Genomic DNA, 23,648 nt, shown 5'->3' with positions numbered 1-23,648 from the left:
GCCCCGGCCCCCGCCAGGGCACGAGCCGGGGGCCGGCGGTGCCGATCACCTGTCCGTGACCTCGCTTGACACCGCCGTCCCGACGATCGAGGACGTGCTCCGCTCTGCCGGTGTGCAGAGCGTCTACCAGCCCATCGTCGAACTGGACTCCGGCCGCGTCGTCGCCTATGAGGCGCTCGCCCGCGGTCCGGTCGGCCCGCTGCACACCCCCGACGCGCTCTTCGCCGCCGCCCGCGCCGCCGGCCGGCTCGCCGAGCTGGACGCACTGTGCCGGGCGGCCGCGCTGCGCGGCGCGGTGGCGGCCCGGCTCGATGCCCCGCTGACGGTCTTCGTCAACGTCGAGCCCCAGGTGCTGGAGTCCGCCCCGCTGGAGGGGCTGCTGGCCATCGCCACCACCGCCCCGGCCGGCCTGCGCGTCGTCGTGGAGATCACCGAGCGGGCGCTGGCCACCCGGCCGGCGGACCTGCTGCGCGCCGTCGAGCGGGTCCGCGAGGTCGGCTGGGGCATCGCCCTGGACGACGTCGGGGCCGAGTCGATGTCGCTGGCCTTCATGCCGCTGCTGCGGCCGGACGTGGTCAAGCTTGACCTGCGGCTGGTGCAGCAGCGGCCCGGCCCTGCCGTCGCCGAGATCATGAACGCGGTCAACGGCTACGCCGAGCGGACCGGTGCGCTGGTGCTGGCCGAGGGCATCGAGGACGAGGCGCACCTGGCGATGGCGCACGCGCTCGGCGCGAGCCTGGGCCAGGGCTGGTTCTTCGGGCGCCCCGGCCCCACCGCGGTGCCCGGCCGCCCGGTGGGCCGCCTGGAGCTGCCCGAGACGGACCGGACCGCCGACACCCAGGCGTCCCCGTTCAGCTGCCTGCCCGCCGGCACCCGGCTGCGGACCGCGCCCAAGGCGCTCCTCATCGAGCTCAGCAAGCACCTGGAGCGGCAGGCGATGCGGCTCGGCGACACCTGCGTCGTCGCCTCGACCTTCCAGGAGGCACGGCACTTCACCCCGGCCACCGCGCTGCGGTACCGCGACCTGGTCGCCCGGACCGGGTTCGTCGCCGCGCTCGGCGAGGACCTGCCGGTCGAGCCGGTGCCCGGCGTGCGTGGTGCGCACCTGGCCCCCACGGACCCCGTCCGCGGCGAGTGGGACGTCGTCGTCCTGAGCCCGCACTTCAGCGCCGCCCTGCTGGCCCGCGACCTCGGCGACGGCGGACCGGACCGGCAGCGCCGCTACGAGTACGCCCTCACCTACGACCGCACCACCGTCGAGCGGGCCGGCGTCGCGCTCGTGGCCCGGGTCGCCGCGCAGCCCGTGCCCGTGCCCGTGCTGCCGGAGGACCCACCCGCGGAGACGCCGCCCGCGGTGCCGCCGACCGTGGGCGCCGACGGCGGGCGGGTCGAGGAGGTGCTGCTGCACCGCGCCCTGGCCGCGACCACCAGCGGCGTGGCGATCGCCGACATGACCGCGCCCGACCAGCCGCTGGTCTACGTCAACGCCGCCTTCGAGCAGCTCGCCGGCCTGCCCGCGAGCGCGATGCTGGGCCGCAACTGCCGCTTCCTGCAGGGCCCGGACACCGACCCCGGGGTCGTCGGGCGGATGCGCGCGGCGATCCGCGAGGGCGCCGAGTTCCGGACGACGCTGCTCAACCACCGCGGCAAGGACCGCGAGCCGTGGTGGAACGAGATCCACCTCGCCCCGGTGCTGGGCGCCGGCGGCCAGGTCGTGCAGTACATCGGCGTGCAGACCGACGTCACCGCGCGGGTGACCGCCGAACGCGAGCTGCTCCAGGAGCGCGACCGCACCCGCCAGCACCTGGCCCAGATCGAGCAGCTGGCGTACACCGACCCGCTGACCGGGCTGCCCAACCGCCGCCGCTTCGAGGAGCGGATGGAGGCCGCGCTGTGGCAGGCCCGGCTGGCCGGCGACGCCGTCGCCCTGTTGTTCCTGGACCTCGACGGCTTCAAGGCGGTCAACGACGCGCTCGGCCACGCCGCCGGCGACGAGCTGCTGCAGGTGGTCGCCGACCGGCTGCGCGGCCGGCTGCGCCGCGGCGACCTGCTGGCCCGGTTGGGCGGCGACGAGTTCCTGGTCGGCCTGCTCGGCCTGGACCCGGCGACCGCCGCCGCGGAGGCGGCCTCGGTCGCCGACCAGCTGCAGGCGGCGCTGACCGAGCCGGTCGTGCTCGGTACCTCGACGGTGCAGGTGCGGGTGAGCGTGGGCGTGGGCGTGCACCCCGAGGACGGCGCCGACTTCGGCCCGCTGCTGCACACCGCCGACGCCCGGATGTACGCCGCCAAGCACCCGACCGCCGTCTGCTGAACCCGCCTACGGCCGAAGATGGCCATCTTCGGCCCCGTCGGGACGCCGAAGATGGCCATCTTCGGGACTGGGGGCGGGGACGGGTGGCCGCGGCGGGTCAGCGTTGGGCGAGCTGGGTGGCGTAGAGGCAGATCGAGGCGGCCACGGAGAGGTTGAGGCTCTCCGCCCGGCCGCGCATCGGGATCCGCACCCGGGCGTCGGCCAGGGCTCCCAGGGCGGGGTCCAGCCCGCGTGCCTCGTTGCCGAACAGCCACAGCACCGGCGCGGCCAGCAGGCCCTCGTCGGCGGCCTCGTCCAGCGGCACCTCTCCCCCACCGTCGGCGGCCAGCACCGTCGTCCCGGCGGCCTGCACGCGCGGCACCAGCTCGGCCAGCGACGCGCTCCGGACGACGTCGACGTGGAACAGGCTGCCGGCGCTGCTGCGCACGACCTTGCCGTTGTAGGGGTCGGTCGACCCGGTGCCGAACACGACCGTGCCGGCGCCGCAGGCGTCCGCGGTGCGCAGCACCGTGCCCGCGTTGCCGGGGTCGGCGAGCTCGGCCAGCGCGACGGCCAGCCGCGGAGGGTCGTCCAGCAGCGTCTCGACGGGGACGTCGCGCAGCGCGCAGACCGCGACCAGCCCCTGCGGGGTGACCGTCTCCGACAGCGACGCCGCGGCCCGGTCGGTGACGACGTGCACCGGCACCCGGGTGGCGGCCAGCAGCTCGCGGTGGGCGACTGCCGCGGCCTCGGTGACGAAGACCTCCAGCACGGCGGCCGGGTCGCTCTGCGCCTCGGCCAGCGCCTCGGTGACCGCCTGCCGCCCCTCGGCGAGGAAGGCGCCGGCGTCGTCCCGGCCGCTGCGGCGGGTCAGCTTGCGGGCAGCGGCGACCCGCGCCGAGCGCTCGGTCAGCTGGTCGGGCACGGGACTCCTCGGGTCAGGGGTGGACAGACGACGACGCCGCCGTGAGCAGGTCCGGGGACCCGCCCACGACGGCGTCGTGAGGTGTTCGGCCCCCTTCAGGGTCCCGCCCTGAGCTTGCGAAGGGTGGGGGGAAGGGGGTCCTTCGTCAGGCGGCTGCGGCGCCGGTCGCCTCGGGGTTCGCGAGGAGGGCGGCGCGGGCCGACTCCACCAGCGAGGTGAAGGCGGCCGGCTCGTTGACGGCGAGCTCGGCGAGGACACGACGGTCCAGCTCGATGCCGGCCAGCTTGAGGCCCTGCATGAAGCGGTTGTAGGTCATGTCGTTCTGCCGGGCCGCGGCGTTGATCCGGGTGATCCACAGCTTGCGGAAGTCACCCTTGCGGACCTTGCGGTCGCGGTAGTTGTAGGTGGCGGAGTGGAGGATCTGCTCCTTGGCCTTGCGGTACAGCCGCGAGCGCTGGCCGCGGTAACCGCTGGCCGCCTCGAGGGTCGTACGACGCTTCTTCTGGGCGTTGACCGCCCGCTTCACGCGTGCCACGTGAGAGCTCCGTTCTGCTCGTGGGGGGAAGGACGGTCAGAGACCGAGGAGCTTCTTCATCCGCGGGGTGTCGGCCTTGGAGATGACCCCGATACCGCTGACCCGGCGCTTGCGGGAGGAGGACTTCGCCTCGAACTTGTGCTGGTTGTTCTGGTGCTCACCCACCAGCTTCCCGGTGCCGGTCACGCGGATGCGCTTGGCCGTGCCCTTGTGGGTCTTGTTCTTCGGCATCTGTGGTCCTGTTCGTGTCTGCCCGGCGCCGCGCAGCCTTCAGCTGCGCGGCGCGGGTACGGGTGGTGCCGGCCTGGTTCAGGCCGGGGGCGCCTGCTGGGCCGGCTCGTCGTTGGCCGCCTGCTTCTCCTGCTTGGCCGATCGCCGCGCCGCGTCCGTCGCCGCCTGGTTCCGGTGCGGGGCGATGACCATGACCATGTTCCGGCCGTCCTGCTTGGGGTTGGACTCGACCACCCCGAGGTCGGCGACGTCGCCGGCCAGCCGCTGCAGCAGCTTGTAGCCCATCTCCGGGCGGGACTGCTCGCGACCGCGGAACATCACGGTGATCTTGACCTTGTCGCCGCCCTTGAGGAAGCGCTCGACGTGGCCCTTCTTGGTCTCGTAGTCGTGCGGGTCGATCTTCAGGCGCAGCCGCATCTCCTTGATGACGGTGAGCGCCTGGTTGCGCCGGGCCTCGCGGGCCTTCTGCGCAGCCTCGTACTTGAACTTGCCGTAGTCCATGAGCTTGACGACGGGCGGCCGGGCCATGGGCGCGACCTCGACGAGGTCGAGTTCGCTGTCCTGGGCCAGGCGCAGTGCCTCGCCGATCGACACGACGCCGACCTGCTCACCCTCGGGCCCGACGAGGCGGACCTCGGGGACGCGGATGCGGTCGTTGATGCGGGGCTCGGTGATGGCCTCTCCTCTGCTGCTGCGGTGAGGAGCCGGTGTCCCACCCGGGTCGCCGACGGAAGAGGCCCCGTGAGCCGGAGCTCACGGGGCCCACTCGCCGGACGCCGACGGCACCCCGGGGCGGGGGTGCCGTGCTGGCCACGCAGGCCGGGTGACCGGTCTGCGCGATCCGGGGACCTGGGTGCCTGTACGGCGCCAGGTGGGAGCGGGCTCCTCTTTGGTAGGTGGCCGTCGGTCTCTGCAGACCGGGGCCACCGTGGTTCACGCGCCTCGATGTAGCGGGGGGAGGCTCGCTCACAGTACAGCGTCCGCCCCCCGTCCGTCATTCCCGGGGGTACAGCAGGTCCTCGCGCGGGACGGCGTGCCGGGCCTGGTGGTCGGCGAGCAGCGCGCGCATGCCCTGGACGGCGTGCAGCGCCCGCTCGCCGTCGGCCGCCTGGACCGCGGAGACGGCCAGCTCGTCGTCGTTGGTGAGCAGCAGCGTCGCCCACGGCGAGTGCCGGTCGAACCGCACCGCGCGCACCGCCGACCACGGGACCTGGTGGTTCATCACCACGTTGCGCACGTGCACGCCGTCGGCGTCGGCCTCCATCCGGGACCTGCCGATCATCAGCACGCCGGCGCCCATGGCCAGCCCGAGCCCGACCATCGCCACCTGGTCGGCGGTCTGGAAGGAGACGACGCCGGTGGTCGAGGACTTGAGCAGCACCGCGACCACGGTCATCACCGCCACCAGCCCGGCGGCGGCCAGGGCGGTGATCAGCCGCAGGCGCTGCGGGACGGCGGACACCGGGGCAGGGGTGGGGTCGGCGGGCACGTCCCCATGGTGCACTGCCGGGTCCGGCGGGGTCGCCCGTCACACGGCCGCAACACCGAGGCAGCACGATGGAGGGGTGACCGACCCCGCGCTCGACCGTCCCGAGGACGGCCCGGCCGGCGGCTCCCCCGCCGGGCCGGCCCCCGAGGTCCCCGCCGACGAGCTGCTGCCGCTGCGCGGCTACACGGTCGCGGTGACCGCCGCCCGCCGCCGCGAGGAGCTCGGCGCCCTGCTCGACCGCCGCGGCGCCCGGGTCGTGTACGCCCCCGCCATCCGGATCGTGCCGCTGTCCGACGACGCCGACCTGGTCGCCGCGACCCGCGAGGTGCTGGCCGCCCCGGTCGACCTGGTGGTGGCGACGACGGGCGTGGGCTTCCGCGGCTGGCTGGAGGCCGCCGAGGCCTGGGACCTGCCGTTGCGCGAGCACCTGCAGACCTCCCGGGTGCTCGCCCGGGGCCCCAAGGCCCGCGGCGCGATCCGCGGCGCCGGGCTGGTGGACGCGTGGTCGCCGGAGTCGGAGAGCTCGGCGGAGGTGCTGGAGCACCTGCTGTCCGGCGCGGAGGGCCCCATCGCCGGCCGGCGGGTGGCGGTGCAGCTGCACGGCGACCCGCTGCCCGACCTGGTCTCCGGCCTGCGCGACGCCGGTGCCGACGTGCTCACCGTCCCGGTGTACCGCTGGGTGCTGCCCGAGGACACCGCGCCGCTGCGCCGGCTGGTCGCCGCCATCGCCGCCCGCGGCGTGGACGCGGTCACCTTCACCAGCGCCCCCGCCGCGGCCAGCCTGCTGCAGGTGGCCGCGGACGAGGGCGTGCGCGCCGCGGTGCTGACCGCCTTCGACGACGCCGTGCTGGCGGTGGCGGTCGGCCCGGTGACCGCCGCCCCGCTGGAGGCGGTCGGCATCCGCACCGTCCAGCCGGAGCGGGCCCGCCTGGGGGCGCTGGCCCGCTCGGTCGTCGCCGAGCTGCCCGCCCGGCACCCGGTGCTCACCTCCGGCCCGCACACGCTGCAGGTGCGGGGGCACGCCGCGGTGCTCGACGGGCGGCTGGTGGAGCTGCCGCCGGGGCCGATGGCCGTGCTGCGGGCGCTGGCCCGCCGTCCCGGCGTCGTCGTCTCGCGGGCCGACCTGCTGGGCGAGCTGTCCGGGGGCGGTGACGCGCACGCCGTCGAGATGGCGGTGACCCGGCTGCGCGCCGCGCTCGGCGCCCCGGTGGTCGAGACGGTCGTCAAGCGGGGCTACCGGCTCGCCGTCTAGGACCCCCGGGCTCGGGTCCGCAGCGTCCCGCGTCCCGCGTCCGGCGGCGGTCCGGGCCAGGGGTCGGGCAGGTCAGCACAGTCGGCCGAGGACCGCCGGCGCCTGCCGCACCAGGTCGAGCGGGTCGGTCGCGTCCACCAGCAGCAGCGGCACGCTGCTGCCCGGCGCCACGTCCCAGCGCCCCAGACCCAGCATCGCCGCAGGTGCCGCGGTGACGGCGTCGAGCAGTCGAGCCTGGCCGGCGGCGTCCCCGATGTGGCAGGCCAGGCTGCTCAGCCAGGCGACGCGCAGCAGGCCACCCCCGGACACCGGGGTGAACGCGTTCTGGTGGTTGTTGCTCGCCAGCGCCACGGGCACCCCGCCGTCGAGCAGCTCCCGGACCGGCGCGAGACCACGGACGCCGGGCCGGGCGCTGGTGCGCCCGGACAGCCAGAGGTCGGTGGTGGGCAGGACCACGACGGACACGGCGAGCTCGCGGAGCCGGTCGATCGTCCGCCGCCGCCGCTGGGGGTCGAAGCCGGACAGCGCGGTCAGGTGGCCCACGGTGGTCCGGCCCTGCAGGCCCGCCCGCTCCACGAGCGTGAGGACCAGGTCGATCTGCGCGTCGGCCACGTCGTCGGTGAGGTCCAGGTGCAGGTCGACGGGCAGACCCCGGTCGGCGGCGAGGCCGAGGACCAGGTCCAGGTGCGCCCGCGGATCGGCGTCGGCGTACGGGCAGCCCCCGACGACCTCGCAGCCGTCGTCCAGGGCGCGCGTCATCCACCGCCGGGCGTCCGGGTCGTGCGAGGTGCCGTTCTGCGGGAACGCGACCAGCTGCAGGCCCACGCCCGGGTGCTCCGCCAGCACCTCGCGGTGCAGGCCGACGACCGCCGGGTCGGTCCCCCGGTCGAGCTCGACGTGGGCCCGGGCGGCGACCGTGCCGTCCCGGGCCAGCTCGGTCAGCAGCCGCTCCATCCCGGGGCGGACGAGCGCCGGCCCGAGCTCGGCGCGCAGTGCCCTGGTGGCCTCGATCGCGGCGGCGATGCCGTCACCAGGCAGTCCGCGCTCCTCCAGCGCTGCGAGGGTGTACGCCTTGTCGAGGTGGACGTGCGCGTCCACGAGGCCGGGCACCACGACCCGCCCGGCCACGTCGAGGTCGGCCGGGTCCGGCACTGCGGTCGGGTCCGCCGGCTGCACCGAGGTCACCGTGCCGACGTCGAGCCGGACGTCGGAGAGCCCGTCGACCCCGACCAGGCGGGTGTGGCGCAGGGTCCGGGACGGCGCTGCCGGACCGGGGACCGGGGAGAAGCCGGACGCGTTCAGGCCGGCACCGCCGTCGGGGACGCGCCCACCGCGGCCAGGTGCGCCCGCCAGCCGCCCAGCTGACCGGCGGCGTCGGACCCGCGCACCCGGCGCGCACCGCCCTGGAGATGGGCAACGCGCGGTAGGACACTGGGCGGATGGAACCGCCCGTCATGGACCTGGTCGGGTTCCTCCTGGCCCGGATGGCCGAGGACGCCCGCACCGCCGCGGACCTCGCGGCCGCGCAGGGCGAGGAGGGCACCGCCGAGCGACTCCGCGCCGACTGCGCCGCCAAGCGGAAGGTGGTGCTGACCTGCCAGGCGGCGGCGCCGGACCTGGACTTCCTCGGGTCCCGGCCGCAGGGCCTGGCCGACTTCCCGATGCCGCCCCGGGACGTCCACCAGCTGGCCGCCGTCACCCTCGCTCTGCTGGCCACGCCCTACGCCGACCACCCCGACTACCAGGAGGTCTGGCGCCCCTGACGAACGACCCCCCTGCCCCCCACCGCTCGCAAGCTCACGGCGGGCCCCTGCAGGGGGGCCATCAAACACCGGCGAGCTTGGTGCCCGGGCGCAGGTAGACGACCCAGGTGACGACGACGCAGACGGCGTAGAAGGCGATGAAGGCCAGATAGGCGCCGTCCCCGCTGCCGGTGGACAGGAACGACTGGCGGAAGGCCAGGTTCACCAGCACGCCGCCGAACGCGCCGATGGCCCCCGCGATGCCGATCAGCGCGCCGGACATCCGCAGCGCGTGCTTGTCCGCGACCGCCGGGTCGGCGCCGCCGGCGACGGCGTCCATGGCGCGGGACCGGAAGATCGCCGGGATCATCTTGTAGGTCGAGCCGTTGCCGATCCCGCTGAACACGAACAGCAGGACGAACCCGAGCAGGAACAGCGGCAGCGACTCGACCCGGCTGGCGGTGAGCACGACCCCCGCGCCTACCGCCATCGCCACGAAGTTCCAGAACGTGATCCGGGCGCCGCCGTAGCGGTCGGCGAGCGACCCGCCGAGCGGCCGGATGAGCGAGCCCAGCAGCGGCCCCAGCCAGGTGAGCTGGGCGGCGGCCAGCGGGGTGGCGAAGTCGTCGGCGAACTGGTTCTGCAGCACCTGGCCGAAGGCGAACCCGAAGCCGATGAACGAGCCGAAGGTGCCGATGTAGAGGAACGACATGATCCAGGTGTGGCCCTCGCGGGTCGCCTCGCGCATGGCCCGCGGCTGGTTGCGCGCCGTCGTCAGGTTGTCCATCAGCAGCGCGGCGCCCACGGCGGCCACGACGATGAACGGCAGGTAGACGAACAGCACGATCCGCGGGTGCTCGGCCCCGGCGGTCGCCAGCACGAGCAGGCCGATCAGCTGGATCACCGGGACGCCGAGGTTGCCCCCGCCGGCGTTCAGGCCGAGCGCCCAGCCCTTGAGCCGGGTCGGGTAGAAGGCGTTGATGTTGGTCATCGAGCTGGCGAAGTTGCCGCCGCCCACGCCGGCCAGGCAGGAGACGACCAGCAGGGTCGTGTACGAGACACCCGGCTCGAGCACGACCGCGGTCGCGATGGTCGGGACGAGCAGGGCCGCGGCGCTGATGATCGTCCAGTTCCGGCCGCCGAACTTGGCCACCGCGAAGGTGTAGGGCAGCCGGACGACGGCACCCAGCGCGGTCGGCAGCGTGGTGAGCAGGAACTTGCCGGCCGGGTCGATGCCGAACACCGGCTCGGGCAGGAACAGCACCATCACCGACCACAGGCTCCAGATCGAGAAGCCGATGTGCTCGGAGAACACCGAGAAGAACAGGTTGCGGCGGGCGACGCCCTTGCCGGTCGTCTCCCAGAAGTCGGGGTCCTCGGGGCGCCAGTCGTCGATCCACCGGCCACCGAGCCGGCCGGGGGCGTGCTGCTGGACGGGGGCGCCGGTCTGGGTGGCTGTGGCCATGGGAGCACCGTGGCGGGCCGGCGTTCCCCGGCCGTTGCCGGGACGGTGAGCTCGTGTTCCGTTGTGCTCACCGCCCCTGCCCCGCTGTGGTGAGGGGACGCGGCCGTCGGGTGCGTGCGAGCGGGCGGCGCGTCATGATCACCGGGTGAGGGACCCCATCGGCGACGAGCGCGCCCCCGGCCGGGACCTGGTGGAGACCGGGGAGCTGGTCGCCGGGTCGATGAGCCGCGCGGTCGCCGGCCTGCTGTTCGCCCCGGAGACCAGCCCGCTGCGGCTCGACGAGCGGCTCGCCTCCTGCCTGCGCGACGCCGCCACCTGCGCCGCCGAGCTGCCGCTGACCTGGGAGCGCGCCCGGGCCGGCGCGGTGCTCGCCTTCACCGCCGAGCTGTCGGTCACCCGCGCCCACCAGGGCCGCGCCGTCCGCACCGACGGGTTCTTCAGCGTCACCACCGCCGCCCGGTCGGCCGCCGAGCGGCTGGTCGAGGACGTCGTCCAGGCGGCGCGGCTGACCACCGAGGAACGGCGGGTGCGGCACCTGGGCTACCTGGTGGCCGAGGTCGCCGTCTCCCCCGACATCGACGTCGCCCTGGCCGCCCGCGCGCTGCAGCTGGCCGAGTCGTGCAGTTGGCGGCAGCTGGTGCTGCTCGCCGCCGTCGGCCGCCGCGACCGCTCGCCGCTGCCGATGGCGCCGCTCGAGGACGACCCCCGGAGCTGGCGGGCGTGGGGCGCCCGCGAGGACGTCGCCGACCTGCAGCGCGCCGGCCTGCTCGACCCGCCGCCGGCTCCGGACCGGCCCGGCACCCGCCCCCGGCTGCGCCCGGCCGACCTGCGGCTCACCCGCCGCGGCGTGCTCGTGCACCGGCTGCTGGCGCTGGACTTCGTGCGCGAGGACGACGTCCAGGCCGCCGTCGCCGACCTGGAGCTCCCGCCCGCCTGATGGCCGGCGCCCCGGCGGCCTTCGATCAGGTCACCTGATCGAAGGCCGTCCTCCCGCAGCGACATCGGTGCAGGAGGACGGCCTCTGGTGCAGGAGGACGGCCGGCGGCTGCACCGGACGGGCGGTCCCGGCAGCGGCTCCCGGCAGTCGCACGGCGGTGCTCGCCGGTCGTGACCACTTCGTGACCACGGCTGTGGGTCCCCGGGGCCGCCCACCGCGTGTAAGAGGTGGGCGACGGCGGGAGGGACCGGGTGGACGGGGCAGGCTTCGAGGACTTCGTGTCCCGGGAGCAGGCTGCCCTGCTGCGCCTGGCCGTGCTGCTGACCGGTGACCGCGGCCACGCCGAGGACCTGGTGCAGACCGCGCTGCTGAAGAGCTACCGGCACTGGGGCCGGATCACCCGCGCCGGCGACCCGACCGCCTACGTCCGGCGGGTGCTCGTCACCACGCACACCAGCTGGCGGCGGCGGCTGTCCAGCACCGAGCAGGTGGTGGGCACGCTGCCCGACGCGGCCGACCCGGCCGCGCCCCGGGAGGACGACGACGACCTGCGGTCCGCGCTCCGCGCCCTGCCCCCGCGCATGCGCACCGCCGTGGTCCTCCGCTACTACGCCGACCTCACCGAGCGGCAGACCGCCGAGGCGATGGGGGGCTCGGCCAGCGCCGTCAACACCCAGACCGCCCGCGGGCTGGCGCGGCTCCGTCAGCTGCTCGCCCCACCCGTGCTGGTAGCTGAGGAGCACCCATGACCGACGACGTCGACCTGCAGCGGCGGCTGACCGGGCTCGCCGAACGCTCCGCTCCCCCGCCGCGCGCCGACCTGGCGGACGTCGTCGTCGCCCGGCACCGCGCCCGCCACCGGCAGGCCCTCGGGGCCGCCGGCCTGGCCGCCGCGGTGGCGGCGCTGGTGGTCGCCTCGACGACGCTGCTGCCCGGGGGGCCGGCCGCCGAGCCCGCCGGCGCGGCGTCGGTCGACCTGCCCGCCGCCGAGCCGGCCCCGGAGCCGCCGGGGGTCGACGTGCTCGCCGGCCCGGCCCGCGGTCCGCTGGCCGGGGACGCGGCCTTCCTCGACGGCGTGCGCCGGCTGCCCTGGGCCGACGCCGGCACGGACGTGCCGCCGGGGAGCAGACGGGTCGTCTTCGCCGGGGACGTCGCGGGCGGCCGGTGGGCGCTGGTCGCCGGGACGGCGAGCGGCACGGACGACACCGCGCTCGCCTGGTTCTCCGGCCCGCCCGGTGCTCCCGCCGAGCAGCTCCGGCCGGCCGGCGTCCCGGTCGTCGTCGACCCCGCCCGGCCCGTCGCGCGGGCAGACAACGGCACCGGTGCGCTCGTGGTGGTCGCCGCCCCGGGCGACGCCGTCGAGCTCTCGAGCCGCCCCGACGTCGCCGCGGACGGCACCAGCAGCCGGGCCTGGCAGCCGGTCGACGCGCCGGACGGCGTGGTGGTGACGACGCTGCCGCCCGGCGCCGCGCCGTACGCCACCGCGGTGCGGTACCGGGTGGTCCGGGACGGCGTCGAGGTGGCCACCGCGGTCCCGGACGGGCACAGCAGCACCGCCGCCGCACCGGCACCGGCGGCCGTCGAGTGGGTGCGCCCGCAGCCGCCGCCTGCGGCCGGTGACGCCGCGGTCGCCGGGGCGGTCGCCGAGGTGCTGGGCGCGACCGGCCTGACGCCGGCCGAGGTGACGGTCGCCGCGCTGTGGGCCGGGGACGTGCCCGGCCCGCACGACCGGCCGGCCCGGGTGACACTGCTGGCGGTGACCCTGCCGTCCGGCGCCGTGTACCTCACCGCACCGTTCGGCTACGGGACGGCGGACGGCTCCGTGCTCGGCGGGTCCTGCGGCTCCGGCGTACAGGCCGCCGGGGTGGCGCCGGCGGACCAGGCCCTCGTCGTCCGGTGCGACGTGCCCGACGGCACCGCCGACGCCGCGACCACCAGCAGCCTGGTGGTGCTCGCCCCGCAGGCGGCCACCGCGCAGGCGGTGGACATGACGGGGGTGGCCCTGACCGCGTTCCCGCTGGTCGACGGGGTCGCGGTGGTCGACGCCCCGGAGCGCACCGCCTCGGTCGCCGCCAGCGCGGACGACGGCCGGTCCTGGCGCCTGCGGCTGCTCGCGACAGCCGACCTCGGGTGACCGGGGCGCCGGTCGAGCCCGCCCCGGTGACCGGGCTACCGGCCGAGCCCGCCCCGGTGACCGGGGCGCCGGCCGAGCCCGCCTCGGTGGTCGCGGCCCGGCAGCTGGCCGAGGAGGCCCGTCTCCGGCGGAGTGCGGTGCGCCGCCGACCGCCGCGCCCCGGCAGCACCGCCGGTGCCGTGAGAGGCCTGTTCGCCTTCGGCGCCGCTCTGGCGGTCGTGCTCACCGCCCTCACCTGGGGCCACGGGAGCGTCGCGTGCCCGGCGATCGGGTGGGGCTCGTCGGTGCGGGTGGAGCTGGCCGGGGACTGGTCGGCCCAGCCGGTGGGGGCGGTGGAGCTGGTGTGCTCGCCCTCGTGCGAGCTCCCACTCGTGCTCGACGAGGTCACCGGCGAGCCAGCGTCGCTGCAGGCCGGCGCGGAGCCGCTGGTCTGGCCGGTGCTCCTCGGGGAGCAGCCGGGGTCGGCGGTCGCCACGGTGCGGGCGACCGACGGGACGGTGCTGGCCCGGGCCGCGTCCGCGTTGGACTTCCAGCGGGTCGGCGGGACCGAGGAGTGCGGTGGGCCGCTGGAGGCGATCGTGAGAGTGCCCGCGCCGTGACAGTGCCTGCACAGGACCTTGACCGGGCCCGCCGGGCGGGCGCACCGTGCCGGTGACAGGAGGTGCCCGTGCCCACCGCCCTCGATGAGCTGCTGCCCCACCCCGACGTGACCGAGCGCCACGAACGGCTGGTGCACGCCGCCCCTCGGGCCGTCGAGGCGGCGTTCCGGGAGCTCACCCTGCGCGACGTGCCCGCGGTGGCGCTGCTGGCGGCGGTGCGCTCGCTGCCCCGGCTGGTCACCGGCGCCGGCCGCGCCGCGGCCGACCGGCCTCTGCTCGACCACGCGCTGGCCGCCGGGTTCACCGTGCTCCACGAGGTGCCCGGCGAGGAGGTCGTGCTGGGCCTGGTCGGCCGGTTCTGGCGGCCGACCGGCGGCGTGCTGCGCCCGCGGGGCCGGGACTGGTTCCTCGACTTCGCCGAGCCGGGGTACGCCAAGGGGGCCATGAGCATCACGCTGACCGCGGAGGACGGCGGCACCCGGGTGGTCACCGAGACCTGGGTGCGGAGCACCGACGCCGGCGCCCGGCAGGCCTTCGCCCGCTACTGGACGGTGGTCAGCCCGTTCAGCGGGCTGATCCGCCGGCTGCTGCTCCGGGCTGTCGCCGCCCGCGCCGAGGCGCGGCCGGCCGAGCGCGCGTAGGCCGCCGGCGTCGTGGCCAGCATCCGGCGGAAGTGCCGGGTCAGGTGCGACTGGTCGACGAACCCGGCGGCGGTGGCCACCTCGGCGGCGGGCATCCCGGCCAGCAGCAGCCGGCGGGCCAGGTCGATCCGCCGGCCGGTGAGGTAGCGGTGCGGCGGCAGCCCGTGCCGCCGGGTGAAGGCGCGGACGACGTGGGTCGGGTGGACGCCGAACAGCGCCGCGGCCTCGGCGAGCGCCAGGCCCTCGGTGACCCGGGCGTCGAGCAGCTCGCGCACCCGGTCGGCCAGCGCGTCGTCCCGGACGGCCGGCGGCGGCGCCACCGCGCGGTCCAGGTGCTGGCCGAGCCGCTCGAGCACGAAGCCCAGCCGGCTCTCCGCCTCCAGCGCGTCGCCGTCCGGGGCCAGCGCCCGGTGCAGCGCCGACAGCCGTGCCCGCAGCGCCGCGTCGTCGACGGCGGGCTGGTCGACCGCCGTCCCGACCCGGTGGGCGCCCAGCGTGCCCGGCTCCAGGTACAGCACCCGCTTGCGGAAGCCGGCCGGGGACTGCGACCGGCCGTCGTGCGGGACGCCGGGCGGCAGCAGGGTGACCAGGCTGCGGGTGGCGCCGTGCGCGTGCCGGTCCAGGTCGTAGCGGACCGCGCCGTCGTCGACCAGCAGCAGCGTCCAGGCGTCGTGGGTGTGCGGCGGGTAGACGTGGTCGGTGAAGGAGGCGTGCAGCACCTCGGTCAGCCCGGGCACCGCGGGGCGCCAGGCGAGCACCTCGCTCACGTCAGGAACGTACAAGACCCGTCGGGGCCGGCGTCCGACGCTGAGCAGCATGGACACCGCCGACGAGCTCCCCCGCTGGGCCACCAAGATCGCCGTCCTGCTGCGCGAGGACCTCGCCCCGTGGCAGGCGCTCAACGTCACGTCGTTCCTGGTCAGCGGGGTCGTCGCCACCGGTCCGGAGCTGGTCGGCGAGCCCTACGAGGACGCAGACGGCACCGGGTACCTGCCGATGATCCGGCAGCCGGTGCTGGTGCTGGCCGGCACCGCGGAGCTGCTGCACACCGCCCGCACCCGGGCGCTGGCCCGCGACGTGACGCCCGCGGTCTTCACCGCCGACCTGTTCCGCACCCCCGGCGACGTGCAGAACCGGGCCGCGGTCAAGGCGGTGGCCGGCGCCGACCTGGACCTCGTCGGCCTCGCCGTCCACGGCCCGAAGAACGCCGTCGACAAGGTGGTCAAGGGCGCCCGCATGCACCCCTGACGGCGAACATGGCCATCTTCGCCGCGTCGGGAGGGGGCGGAGATGGCCATGTTCGCCCTGAGGGTCAGACGGTGACGACGAGGTGGCCGTCCTCCTCGCGGACGGGGTACACCTGCAGCGGGCCGGCGCCGCTGGTCGAGGTGCCGTCGCGCCACCGGTAGGCGAACAGGTGCAGCGGGCAGACCAGCACGTCGGCGTCGGTCTGCCCGTCGGCGAGCGGGCCGCCGGCGTGCGGGCAGGCGGCCTGGGTGGCGTGCAGCGAGCCGTCGCGCAGCCGGAACACCGCCAGCTGGACGCCGCCGGCGACGAAGGCCCGGCCCTCGCCGGGCGGCACGTCCTCGACTCGGCCCACGACGTGCGCGGTCGTCGCCGTGCGGTCCACCACGCTCATCGGACGGGCACCTGGGGCAGGTCGACCAGCGGCAGCGCGGTGCGGAACTGGCCGGGGGTGGCCGGCGTCCGGCCGTCCTGGCCCCACGGGTCGGTGTAGGCGTCGATCGAGCGCTGGATGCCCTCGTCGAGGTGCAGCACGATGCCCTCGCCGTCCTCCAGCAGCACGTCCTTGATCTTCTCCAGCCCGACCCGGGGCACGAAGTCGTAGGTGCGCTCGAGCCAGTTGGCGTTCTCCCGGTAGTACTGCAGGAACCGGCCGGTCAGCTCGATGACCGCGGCCGGGGAGTCGACGGTGGCCAGCAGGTCGCCCTTGCGGATGGTCGCCCCCGCGGCGCCGCCGACGTAGACCTCCCACTTCCCGTTGCCGACCGCGACGACGCCGACGTCCTTGACGTAGGCCTCGGCGCAGTTGCGCGGGCAGCCGACGACGGCGAGCTTCATCTTCGCCGGGCTCTCGATGCCCTGGAACCGCGTCTCGAGGTCGATGCCCAGCTGGGTGGAGTCGCCCAGGCCGAACCGGCAGAAGTCGCTGCCGACGCAGGTCTTCACGGTGCGGAAGCTCTTGCCGTACGCATAGCCCGAGGGCATGCCCAGGTCGGCCCACACCGCCGGGAGGTCCTCCTTGCGGACGCCGAGCAGGTCGATCCGCTGACCCCCGGTGATCTTGACCATCGGCACCGCGTACTTCTCGGCGACGTCGGCGATCGTCCGCAGCTGCGCCGGCGTGGTCACCCCGCCCTTGATCTGCGGGACGACGGAGAACGTGCCGTCGCGCTGGATGTTGGCGTGCACCCGGTCGTTGATGAACTTCGCGTCGTTCTCCTCGACGACGTCGGCGCCCCAGATCATCCGCAGCAGCGAGGTGAGGCCCATCTTCGACTTCGCGTCCTCGGCTCCGCCGGGTGCGAGCGCGGCGAAGACGGCGGAGACGCTGAGCAGCCCCTGCTCGCGGATCGCGGCCATCAGCTCGGGCTTGGCCAGCGGGATGGCCGGCACGTACCAGCTCGCGGCGGCGTCCTCGGTGACGTCGCCGTCGGCGGCCCACTCGACGACCTGCTTCACCAGGCCCTTGCACGACCCGCAGCCCTTGCCGGCCCGGGTGGCGTCCATGACCGCGCCGACGCTGCCGCAGCCGCCGGCGACCGCGTCGCAGATCGCCTGCTTGGACACCCCGTTGCAGTTGCAGACCTGCGAGTCGGCGGGCAGCTCGGCCACCCCGACGTCCGCGGCGCCGTCGGAGAGGTCGACCAGCAGCTTGATCCGCTCCTGCGGCAGCGGTGCGCCGCGGTCGAACGCCTGGGTCAGGAAGGCGACCTTGCGGGTGTCGCCGAGCAGGGTCGCGCCGATCAGCTTGTCGTCCCGGACGACGACGCTCAGGTGCACCCCGCGGCGGGGCTCGGAGATGACCAGGAACTCGTCGCTGTCCCGCTCGGGCCGGTTGACGCCCATCGTGGCCACGTCGACGCCGGCGACCTTGAGCTTCGTCGCGGTCCGGGAGCCGTGGTAGGCGGCGTCCGGGTCGGTGCCGGTGAGCAGGTCGGCGAGCACCCGGGCCTGCTCCCAGACCGGTGCGACCAGGCCGTAGAGCTCGCCGCGGTGCTGGGCGCACTCCCCCACCGCGTAGACGTCGGGGTCGTCGGTGCGCAGCTGGTCGTCGACGACGATGCCGCGCTCGACCTCCAGGCCGCTCAGCAGCGCGACCTCGGTGACCGGCCGGATGCCGGCGGCTATCACCAGCATGTCGGCGTCGACGACCCGGCCGTCGGCCAGCACCACGCCGCGCACCCGGTCGGGCCCGATGACCTCGGTGGTGCGGGTGGCCAGGTGGACGACGATGCCCAGCGCCTCCACCGAGTGCCGGAGGATCGCGCCGCCGTCCGGGTCCAGCTGCTGGTTCATGAGGTGGGTGCCGGCGTGGACGACCTCGACCTGCAGCCCGTGGCCCTGGAGCGCGCGGGCGGCCTCCAGCCCGAGCAGCCCGCCGCCGACGACGACGACCCGCTCGTGCTCGGCGGCCGCGGCCAGCATCGCCCGGGTGTCGTCGATGGTGCGGAACCCGAAGACGCCGGGCAGCAGCTCGCCGTCCCCCTGGTCGGAGCCGCGGTGGAGGCCGGTCATCGGCGGGATGAACGACCGGCTGCCGGTGGCGATGACCAGCTGGTCGTAGCGCGTCGTCGTCCCGTCGGCGGCGTGCACGACCTTGGCGTGGGTGTCGACCCGGTCGACCCGGACGCCGGCCCGCAGCTGCACCCCGTTGTCGGCGTACCAGTCGTGGCTGTTGAGCACGATGTCGTCCTCGTGCTCCTCGCCGGCGAGCACGTGGGACAGCATGATCCGGTTGTAGTTGCCGTGCGGCTCCTCGCCGAACACCGTGATGGCGAACTGCTCGCCGCCGCCGCGCTCGAGCACCTCCTCGACCACCCGGGCGCCGGCCATGCCGTTGCCGATGACGACCAGCTGCTGCCGGGTGTCGAAGCCGTCGGGCTCGTCCATCGCGAAGTGCAGGGTGCTGACGCCGGCCGGGCGCCCGCCCAGGACCGCGGTCACACCTCCACCAGGCCCAGGTCGACGACGACCTCGCCGGTGACGCCCAGCGGCGCGGCGGCGTGCAGCTCGACGACGGTGCCGCCGTCGAGGTCCTCGACCACCCGCAGCGGCACGTGGCAGTCGCCCTTGGCGCCGATCGGGAACCAGCGCATCGGCTCGCCGTCGCGGACCAGCAGCAGGTAGACCAGCTCGTCGGTGGAGTTGCCGCCGCGGAAGTACAGCGCCTGCGCGGTGCGGCCCTGGGGCACCTGGTAGCGCAGCGCCGGGTCGAGCGGGCCGGGCTTGCCCAGCCCCTCGCCGATGATCGGGTAGACGCCGTGCAGGAAGCGGGGGGTGCTCTTCACGCTGGTGGTCCTCCTCCGTGCCGGGGTGTGCGGGGTGTGGGCCGTGGTCGGCTGGTGCGGCCGGGGCTGCGGCTGGTGCTCCGGGGGCGGGATGCGTTCCTCCGGGCCGCCGACCCGCCGGACGGCGACCGCGCAGGCCTTGAACGCCGGCATCCGGCTGGTCGGGTCCAGCGCGGGGTCGGTGAGCGCGTTGGCGCTGGAGCCGCCGCCCCAGTGGAAGGGCGCGAACACCACGTCGGGCCGGACGGCGTCGGTGACCAGCGCGTGGAACCGGGCCCGGCCGCGGCGGGTGGCCAGCTCGACCACGTCGTCCGGGCCGATGCCGAGGGTCCGGGCGAGGTCGGGGTGCAGCTCGGCACGCGGGGTCGGCGCGATCAGCTGCAGGCTGCGCGACCGGCGGGTCTGGGTGCCGGACTGGTACTGGGCGAGCACCCGGCCGGTGGTGAGCACGTAGGGGTAGTCGGCGTCGGGCCGCTCGTGCGCGTCGACCTGCTCGACCCGGACGAACCGCGCCCGGCCGTCCGGGGTGGCGAACCGCTCGGTGAACAGCCGGGGCGTGCCGGGGTGGTCCGGGGACGGGACGGGCCAGAAGAGCCCCTGCTCGGCGTCGATCCGCCGGTAGGTGATGCCGGAGTAGTCCGCGGCGCCGCCGGCGCTGGCCCGGCCCAGCTCGCTGAACACCGTCTCGGCGTCCCCGCTGAACCCGCCGACCCCGAGCCGGCCGGCCAGCTCGGCCAGCAGCTGCAGGTCGTCGCGGACGCCGTCGGGCGGGTCCATCGCCCGGCGGCGGCGGATCACCCGGCCCTCGAGGTTGGTCATCGTCCCCTCCTCCTCCGCCCACATGGCGCTGGGCAGCACCACGTCGGCGAGCTCGGCGGTCTCGGAGAGGAAGAAGTCGCTGACGACGAGGAAGTCCAGGTCGCGCAGCCGGCTGACCACCCGGCGGGCGTCGGGGGCGGAGACGGCGACGTTGGAGGCCATCACCAGCAGCGTGCGGACGCCGCCCGCGGTGCCCAGGGCGTCCAGCAGCTCGAAGGCGCTGCGGCCCGGACCGGGCAGGTCGTCGGGGTCCACGCCCCACACCGCGGCCACGTGCGCCCGGGCGGCCGGGTCGGTGATCTTCCGGTAGCCGGGCAGCTGGTCGGCCTTCTGCCCGTGCTCCCGGCCGCCCTGCCCGTTGCCCTGCCCGGTGACGGTCGCCCAGCCGCTGCCCTCCCGCCCGGGCAGGCCGAGGGCCAGGGCCAGGTTGATCCACGCCTGGGCGGTGTCGGTGCCGCTGCGGTGCTGCTCGGCCCCGCGGGCGGTCAGGATGATCGACCGCTGCCCGCGGGCCAGCGCGAAGACGATCCGGCGCTGCTGCTCGACCGGCACCCCGGTGAGCCGCTCGACCCGGTCGGGCCAGTAGCCGGCGACCCCGGCCCGGACGTCGGCGAACCCGGTGGTGCGCGCCTCGACGTAGGCGGTGTCGACGAGCCCCTCGGCGATGGCGATGTGCAGCAGCCCGTTGGCCAGCGCCAGGTCGGTGGCCGGCAGCGGCTGGACGTGCAGGCTGGCGTTCTTCGCCGTGCTGGTGCGTCGCGGGTCGATGACCACGTGCTCGGCGCCGCGCTCCCGGCCGGTGTCGAAGTACTGCATCGCCGGCGGCATGGTGTCGGCCGGGTTGCTGCCGACCAGCACGACGACGTCGGCCTCGGCGATGTCGGCCAGCGGGAAGGGCATGCCGCGGTCCAGGCCGAAGGCGCGGATCGCCGCCCCCGCGGCCGAGGACATGCAGAACCGGCCGTTGTAGTCGATGGCGCTGGTGCGCAGCGCGACCCGGGCGAACTTGCCGAACTGGTAGGCCTGCTCGTTGGTCAGCCCGCCGCCGCCGAAGCAGCCGACCGCGTCCCGCCCGTGCTCGGCCTGGGTGCGGGTGATCGCCGCGGTGACCCGGTCGAGGGCGACGTCCCAGGTGGACTCGACCAGCGGGCTGGTGCGGTCGGCCGGGTCGGCGCGGACGAGCGGGCGGGTCAGCCGCTCGGGGTGGTCGAGCAGCTCCGGCGCCGACCAGCCCTTCGAGCACAGCCCGCCGCGGTTGGTCGGGAAGTCGGCGGGGACGAGGGTGGCCGGGCGGTCGCCGGCGGTCATCGTGACGCCGCACTGCAGCGAGCAGTACGGGCAGTGCGTCTCGGTGGTGCGCGTGCCGGTGGTCGGGTGCGGCAACGACACGGCAGCGGACACAGCCCGAGGTTCCGGTGGCGCGGTTTCCCGACCGCATCGGTCAGGTCAAGGTCGCGTTCCGTCGACCTCACACCGGCCGTCCGCCGTCCGTGCGCCCCACCTCCCTCGAGCCCGGAGATGGCCATCTCCGGGCCTCCCCCCGCGCCGAAGATGGCCATCTTCGGCCCTGCAGACCGGGGCGGAGATGGCCATCTCCGCCGGTCAGGTGGGGAGCTGGCGGCGGAGGGCGGCGGGGGCGCGGCGGGACCAGGCGTCGGTCAGCAGGTCCTCGAGCAGGGCGGGGTCGACGCCGGCCAGCTGCACCCGGACGCCGGAGAGCTGCTTCCCCCACCACAGCAGCTCGACGCCGGGCTGCGCGGCCGCGGCGTGCGCCAGGTCCTCGCCCACCATCACGTTCAGCACGCCCTCGGCCGGCACGGTGGCCAGCACCTTGGTGCCGGCGACCCGGAACGAACGCCGTCCGTGGTGGTCGGCCTCGGTGACCCCGGGCAGCGCGAGCGCGAGCGCGGCGGCCGCATCGACGTCCATGGCCGCACCGTAGGGGCTGGCGGCCGGACGGCGACCGGGCCAGGCTCTGCGGCGTGGAGCAGCAGACCGAGCAGCGGTTGGTGCAGGTGGCGACGGACGAGATGCGGGTGCCGTTCTGGGTGGTGCTCGCCGGCGTCGGCGTGGGCGCCTTCTGGGCGCTGGCGGGCGTGCTGGTCGGCACCCGGCTGAGCCGCCGGCGCTGAGCGCTCAGTAGCGGGAGATCTCCACCAGGTTCGCGTCCGGGTCGCGCACGTACACGCTGGTCATCTCCCCCAGCGCCCCCTGCTTGGTCACCGGCCCGACCTCGACGGGCACCCCGTGCGCGGCCAGCTCGGCGCGCACCTGGTCCAGCGGGTCCGCGGTCACCAGGCAGAAGTCGGCGGTACCGGTGGCGGCGTGCGCGGCCCGGGGCTCGAACTCCGCGCCCCGCACGTGCAGGTTCACCTTCTGCCGGCCGAACCGCAACGCCGTCCGGCCCTCGCCGAAGGTCTCCACGGTCATGCCGAGCACCTGCGTGTAGAAGGCGACGGTCCGGTCGAGGTCGGCCACGGTCAGCACCAGGTGGTCGATCCGGTCGATGCGCATGCGCTGGTCCTACACCTCACCGGCGTACCGCCACAGCCGCGGGGCCACCAGGAGGAGCAGCAGCGCCAGCGCGGTGATCACCGCCTGACCGACCCGGCCCGGGGTGACACCGCCGGCCGGGTCCAGCGCGTAGGCAGCCCAGCCGTTGGCCGCCGCGTCGGTGGTGAGCACCGCCACGGCCAGCACGATCCCGCTGCGCCGGGCGCGGACCAGCAGCACGGCGGCCAGCGGGTCGAGCACCGTGAGGCTGACGAAGTACCCGGCCAGCCAGCCCGGCAGCCCGGGGTACGGGTCGAGACCGCCGGTGACCAGGTGGAGCAGGTGCACCGCCGTGCCGTAGCCGAGCAGCACCACGAACCCGCGGACGACGGCGCGCAGGGACCGCGGCGCTCCGCCCCACACGCTCAGTCCCAGCTGCCGCGCAGGCGCTTGGTCTGCCCGCGCTCCTTCTTCGCCTTGATCCGCCGCTCCTGCGAGCCGCGGGTCGGCCGGGTCTTCCGCCGGGCCGCCGGGGGCGCGGCGATCGCCGACCGCAGCACCGCGGCCATCCGGGCGCGCGCCGCCTCGCGGTTGCGCAGCTGCTGGCGGTGCTCGCTGGCGGCGATGGTGAGCACCCCGTCGACCAGCCGGTCGCCCAGCCGCTCGACCAGCCGCTGCCGCTGCACGTCGCTGAGCCCGGGCAGCGCCAGCGGGGACACCGAGAGCTCGACCCGGGAGTCGGCGGTGTTCACGCCCTGCCCGCCCGGGCCGGAGGACCGCGAGAAGCGCCAGGTCAGCACGCCTGCCGGCACGACCAGGCGGTCGGTCACCGGCAGGTCGGCGTAGGCGTCGTCCCCGGGCATGCGCGCCAGTCTCCCGGACGGCGGCCCGCACGACGACCGAGTTGCCGACCGCCACGGGCGGCTCGGGTGACGACGGGCCTGCTCCACCGGTGCGGCGGTGCCAGACTCGGCAGGTGACCGTCCGCCGACTCCTGCTCGTCCGGCACGCCCAGGCCGCCGACGCCGCGTCCGACGTCGACCGCCCGCTCACCGCGCACGGCGCCCGCCGCGCGGTGGCGATCGGCGGCTGGCTGGCGCAGCACGACCTGACCCCCGACCGGGCGGTGGTGTCGCCCGCCCGCCGGGCCCTGCAGACCTGGCAGCTGGCCGGTGGGGTGCCGCCGGTCGTCGAGCCGCGGGTCTACGACAACACGGTCGAGGCGCTGCTGGCCGTCGTCCACGAGACCCCGGACGACGTGCAGCGGCTGGTCCTGGTCGGCCACAACCCGTCGATCGGCGAGCTCGCCGCCATCCTGGACGACGGTGCCGGTGACGCGGCCGCGCGGCGCGAGGTGGCCGCCGGCTTCCCCACCGGCGCGGTCGCGGTGTTCGACCTGGACGGCCCGTTCGCCGACCTCGTCCCCGGCGGGGCGCGGTTGCACGCCGTCGCGGTGCCCGGCAGCGACTGAGCGCGCCCAGGCCGCCCGCCGGGAGGCGTCCACCGGCGTGCGGGCAGGCTGTCCCGGGGTCCTCCTCGTGGGTGGCCGGGGTCGACCTGGAGG

At 75.7% G+C, this 23,648-nt stretch carries 26 protein-coding genes; 11 read left to right on the top strand and 15 right to left on the bottom strand.

Annotated elements, in window-relative coordinates:
* Positions 1-55: 55 nt before the first annotated feature.
* On the top strand, positions 56-2,311 hold the full coding sequence (locus tag HL054_RS06180; RefSeq protein WP_369137942.1) for a diguanylate cyclase domain-containing protein: 2,256 nt from the start codon (positions 56-58) through the stop codon (positions 2,309-2,311).
* A 97-nt stretch (positions 2,312-2,408) separates the two neighbouring features.
* On the opposite strand, the gene HL054_RS06175 is transcribed toward HL054_RS06180, so the two are convergent.
* From HL054_RS06175 to HL054_RS06155, 5 genes are all read right to left on the bottom strand, one after another.
* The gene (locus HL054_RS06175; protein WP_369137941.1) at positions 2,409-3,215 is read right to left on the bottom strand and encodes a TrmH family RNA methyltransferase; all 807 of its coding nucleotides are present in this window, start codon (positions 3,213-3,215) and stop codon (positions 2,409-2,411) included.
* 145 nt (positions 3,216-3,360) lie between these two features.
* Positions 3,361-3,750: a 50S ribosomal protein L20 gene (gene rplT / locus HL054_RS06170; RefSeq protein WP_369137940.1), complete on the bottom strand. Its 390-nt coding sequence runs from the start codon at positions 3,748-3,750 to the stop codon at positions 3,361-3,363.
* A 36-nt stretch (positions 3,751-3,786) separates the two neighbouring features.
* Positions 3,787-3,981 (bottom strand): 50S ribosomal protein L35, encoded by a 195-nt coding sequence (gene rpmI, locus HL054_RS06165; protein WP_369137939.1) that lies wholly within the window; start codon positions 3,979-3,981, stop codon positions 3,787-3,789.
* Positions 3,982-4,059: 78 nt separating this feature from the next.
* Positions 4,060-4,641, bottom strand: a complete 582-nt coding sequence (gene infC, locus HL054_RS06160; protein ID WP_369137980.1) for a translation initiation factor IF-3 — start codon at positions 4,639-4,641, stop codon at positions 4,060-4,062.
* Positions 4,642-4,975: 334 nt separating this feature from the next.
* A complete protein-coding gene (locus HL054_RS06155; protein ID WP_369137937.1) occupies positions 4,976-5,470 on the bottom strand; it encodes a PH domain-containing protein in 495 nt (164 codons plus the stop codon).
* A gap of 76 nt (positions 5,471-5,546) precedes the next feature.
* Here HL054_RS06155 and HL054_RS06150 point away from each other — a divergent pair, with 76 nt between their 5' ends.
* On the top strand, positions 5,547-6,722 hold the full coding sequence (locus HL054_RS06150; protein WP_369137936.1) for a uroporphyrinogen-III synthase: 1,176 nt from the start codon (positions 5,547-5,549) through the stop codon (positions 6,720-6,722).
* 72 nt (positions 6,723-6,794) lie between these two features.
* Here the strand turns inward: HL054_RS06150 and HL054_RS06145 are convergent, their stop codons facing one another.
* Positions 6,795-7,907, bottom strand: a complete 1,113-nt coding sequence (locus HL054_RS06145; RefSeq protein ID WP_369137935.1) for an amidohydrolase family protein — start codon at positions 7,905-7,907, stop codon at positions 6,795-6,797.
* A gap of 254 nt (positions 7,908-8,161) precedes the next feature.
* On the opposite strand from HL054_RS06145, the gene HL054_RS06140 reads away from it, so the two are divergent.
* Positions 8,162-8,485 carry a DUF6221 family protein gene (locus HL054_RS06140; RefSeq protein WP_369137934.1) on the top strand — a complete coding sequence of 108 codons (324 nt, stop codon included), beginning with the start codon at positions 8,162-8,164 and terminating at the stop codon, positions 8,483-8,485.
* A gap of 61 nt (positions 8,486-8,546) precedes the next feature.
* Here HL054_RS06140 and HL054_RS06135 read toward each other — a convergent pair whose 3' ends face one another.
* Positions 8,547-9,929, bottom strand: a complete 1,383-nt coding sequence (locus tag HL054_RS06135; RefSeq protein ID WP_369137932.1) for a nitrate/nitrite transporter — start codon at positions 9,927-9,929, stop codon at positions 8,547-8,549.
* Positions 9,930-10,074: 145 nt separating this feature from the next.
* On the opposite strand from HL054_RS06135, the gene HL054_RS06130 reads away from it, so the two are divergent.
* The 5 genes from HL054_RS06130 (at position 10,075) to HL054_RS06110 (ending at position 14,240) form a co-directional block, all read left to right on the top strand.
* Complete coding sequence (locus HL054_RS06130; protein ID WP_369137931.1) at positions 10,075-10,866, top strand: hypothetical protein; 792 nt, start codon at positions 10,075-10,077, stop codon at positions 10,864-10,866.
* A gap of 251 nt (positions 10,867-11,117) precedes the next feature.
* Positions 11,118-11,615 carry a SigE family RNA polymerase sigma factor gene (locus HL054_RS06125; RefSeq protein WP_369137930.1) on the top strand — a complete coding sequence of 166 codons (498 nt, stop codon included), beginning with the start codon at positions 11,118-11,120 and terminating at the stop codon, positions 11,613-11,615.
* Positions 11,612-13,000, top strand: a complete 1,389-nt coding sequence (locus HL054_RS06120; RefSeq protein ID WP_369137929.1) for a hypothetical protein — start codon at positions 11,612-11,614, stop codon at positions 12,998-13,000. Before HL054_RS06125 ends, HL054_RS06120 begins: the two co-directional genes overlap by 4 nt.
* Positions 13,001-13,026: 26 nt before the next feature.
* On the top strand, positions 13,027-13,599 hold the full coding sequence (locus HL054_RS06115; protein ID WP_369137928.1) for a hypothetical protein: 573 nt from the start codon (positions 13,027-13,029) through the stop codon (positions 13,597-13,599).
* A gap of 68 nt (positions 13,600-13,667) precedes the next feature.
* Positions 13,668-14,240: a hypothetical protein gene (locus HL054_RS06110; protein ID WP_369137927.1), complete on the top strand. Its 573-nt coding sequence runs from the start codon at positions 13,668-13,670 to the stop codon at positions 14,238-14,240.
* Here HL054_RS06110 and HL054_RS06105 read toward each other — a convergent pair.
* Positions 14,141-15,007: an AraC family transcriptional regulator gene (locus HL054_RS06105; RefSeq protein WP_369137926.1), complete on the bottom strand. Its 867-nt coding sequence runs from the start codon at positions 15,005-15,007 to the stop codon at positions 14,141-14,143. The two genes, HL054_RS06110 and HL054_RS06105, sit on opposite strands and share 100 nt — an antisense overlap.
* A 49-nt stretch (positions 15,008-15,056) precedes the next feature.
* Between HL054_RS06105 and HL054_RS06100 the strand changes: the two genes are divergently transcribed.
* A complete protein-coding gene (locus HL054_RS06100; protein ID WP_369137925.1) occupies positions 15,057-15,488 on the top strand; it encodes a DUF2000 family protein in 432 nt (143 codons plus the stop codon).
* Positions 15,489-15,552: 64 nt separating this feature from the next.
* Here HL054_RS06100 and HL054_RS06095 read toward each other — a convergent pair whose 3' ends face one another.
* The 4 genes from HL054_RS06095 to HL054_RS06080 form a co-directional block, all read right to left on the bottom strand.
* The gene (locus HL054_RS06095) at positions 15,553-15,879 is read right to left on the bottom strand and encodes a Rieske (2Fe-2S) protein (RefSeq protein WP_369137923.1); all 327 of its coding nucleotides are present in this window, start codon (positions 15,877-15,879) and stop codon (positions 15,553-15,555) included.
* Entirely contained in the window at positions 15,876-18,428 is a 2,553-nt protein-coding gene (gene nirB / locus HL054_RS06090) for a nitrite reductase large subunit NirB (RefSeq protein WP_369137922.1), read from the bottom strand. The genes HL054_RS06095 and nirB overlap by 4 nt, the downstream gene beginning before the upstream one ends.
* Positions 18,425-20,992, bottom strand: coding sequence for a molybdopterin oxidoreductase family protein (locus tag HL054_RS06085; RefSeq protein WP_369137921.1), 2,568 nt, complete (start codon positions 20,990-20,992; stop codon positions 18,425-18,427). Before HL054_RS06085 ends, nirB begins: the two co-directional genes overlap by 4 nt.
* A gap of 201 nt (positions 20,993-21,193) precedes the next feature.
* A complete protein-coding gene (locus tag HL054_RS06080) occupies positions 21,194-21,520 on the bottom strand; it encodes an MmcQ/YjbR family DNA-binding protein (RefSeq protein ID WP_369137920.1) in 327 nt (108 codons plus the stop codon).
* 53 nt (positions 21,521-21,573) lie between these two features.
* On the opposite strand from HL054_RS06080, the gene HL054_RS06075 reads away from it, so the two are divergent.
* Entirely contained in the window at positions 21,574-21,723 is a 150-nt protein-coding gene (locus tag HL054_RS06075; RefSeq protein WP_369137919.1) for a hypothetical protein, read from the top strand.
* Between the two features lie 4 nt (positions 21,724-21,727).
* Here HL054_RS06075 and HL054_RS06070 read toward each other — a convergent pair whose 3' ends face one another.
* The 3 genes from HL054_RS06070 to arfB are packed head-to-tail and all read right to left on the bottom strand — an operon-like array spanning position 21,728 to position 22,947.
* Positions 21,728-22,105 (bottom strand): VOC family protein, encoded by a 378-nt coding sequence (locus tag HL054_RS06070; protein WP_369137918.1) that lies wholly within the window; start codon positions 22,103-22,105, stop codon positions 21,728-21,730.
* Between the two features lie 9 nt (positions 22,106-22,114).
* Entirely contained in the window at positions 22,115-22,507 is a 393-nt protein-coding gene (locus HL054_RS06065) for a hypothetical protein (protein ID WP_369137917.1), read from the bottom strand.
* A 2-nt stretch (positions 22,508-22,509) separates the two neighbouring features.
* Positions 22,510-22,947, bottom strand: a complete 438-nt coding sequence (gene arfB, locus HL054_RS06060; protein WP_369137916.1) for an alternative ribosome rescue aminoacyl-tRNA hydrolase ArfB — start codon at positions 22,945-22,947, stop codon at positions 22,510-22,512.
* Between the two features lie 113 nt (positions 22,948-23,060).
* Between arfB and HL054_RS06055 the strand changes: the two genes are divergently transcribed.
* Entirely contained in the window at positions 23,061-23,555 is a 495-nt protein-coding gene (locus HL054_RS06055) for a SixA phosphatase family protein (protein WP_369137915.1), read from the top strand.
* The last annotated feature ends 93 nt before the right edge of the window (positions 23,556-23,648 follow it).

Source organism: Modestobacter versicolor (assembly GCF_041028285.1).
Taxonomy (GTDB): domain Bacteria; phylum Actinomycetota; class Actinomycetes; order Mycobacteriales; family Geodermatophilaceae; genus Modestobacter; species Modestobacter versicolor_A.
Note: the sequence above shows the minus strand (reverse complement) of the source record. Positions and strands in the feature narration are given on the sequence as shown.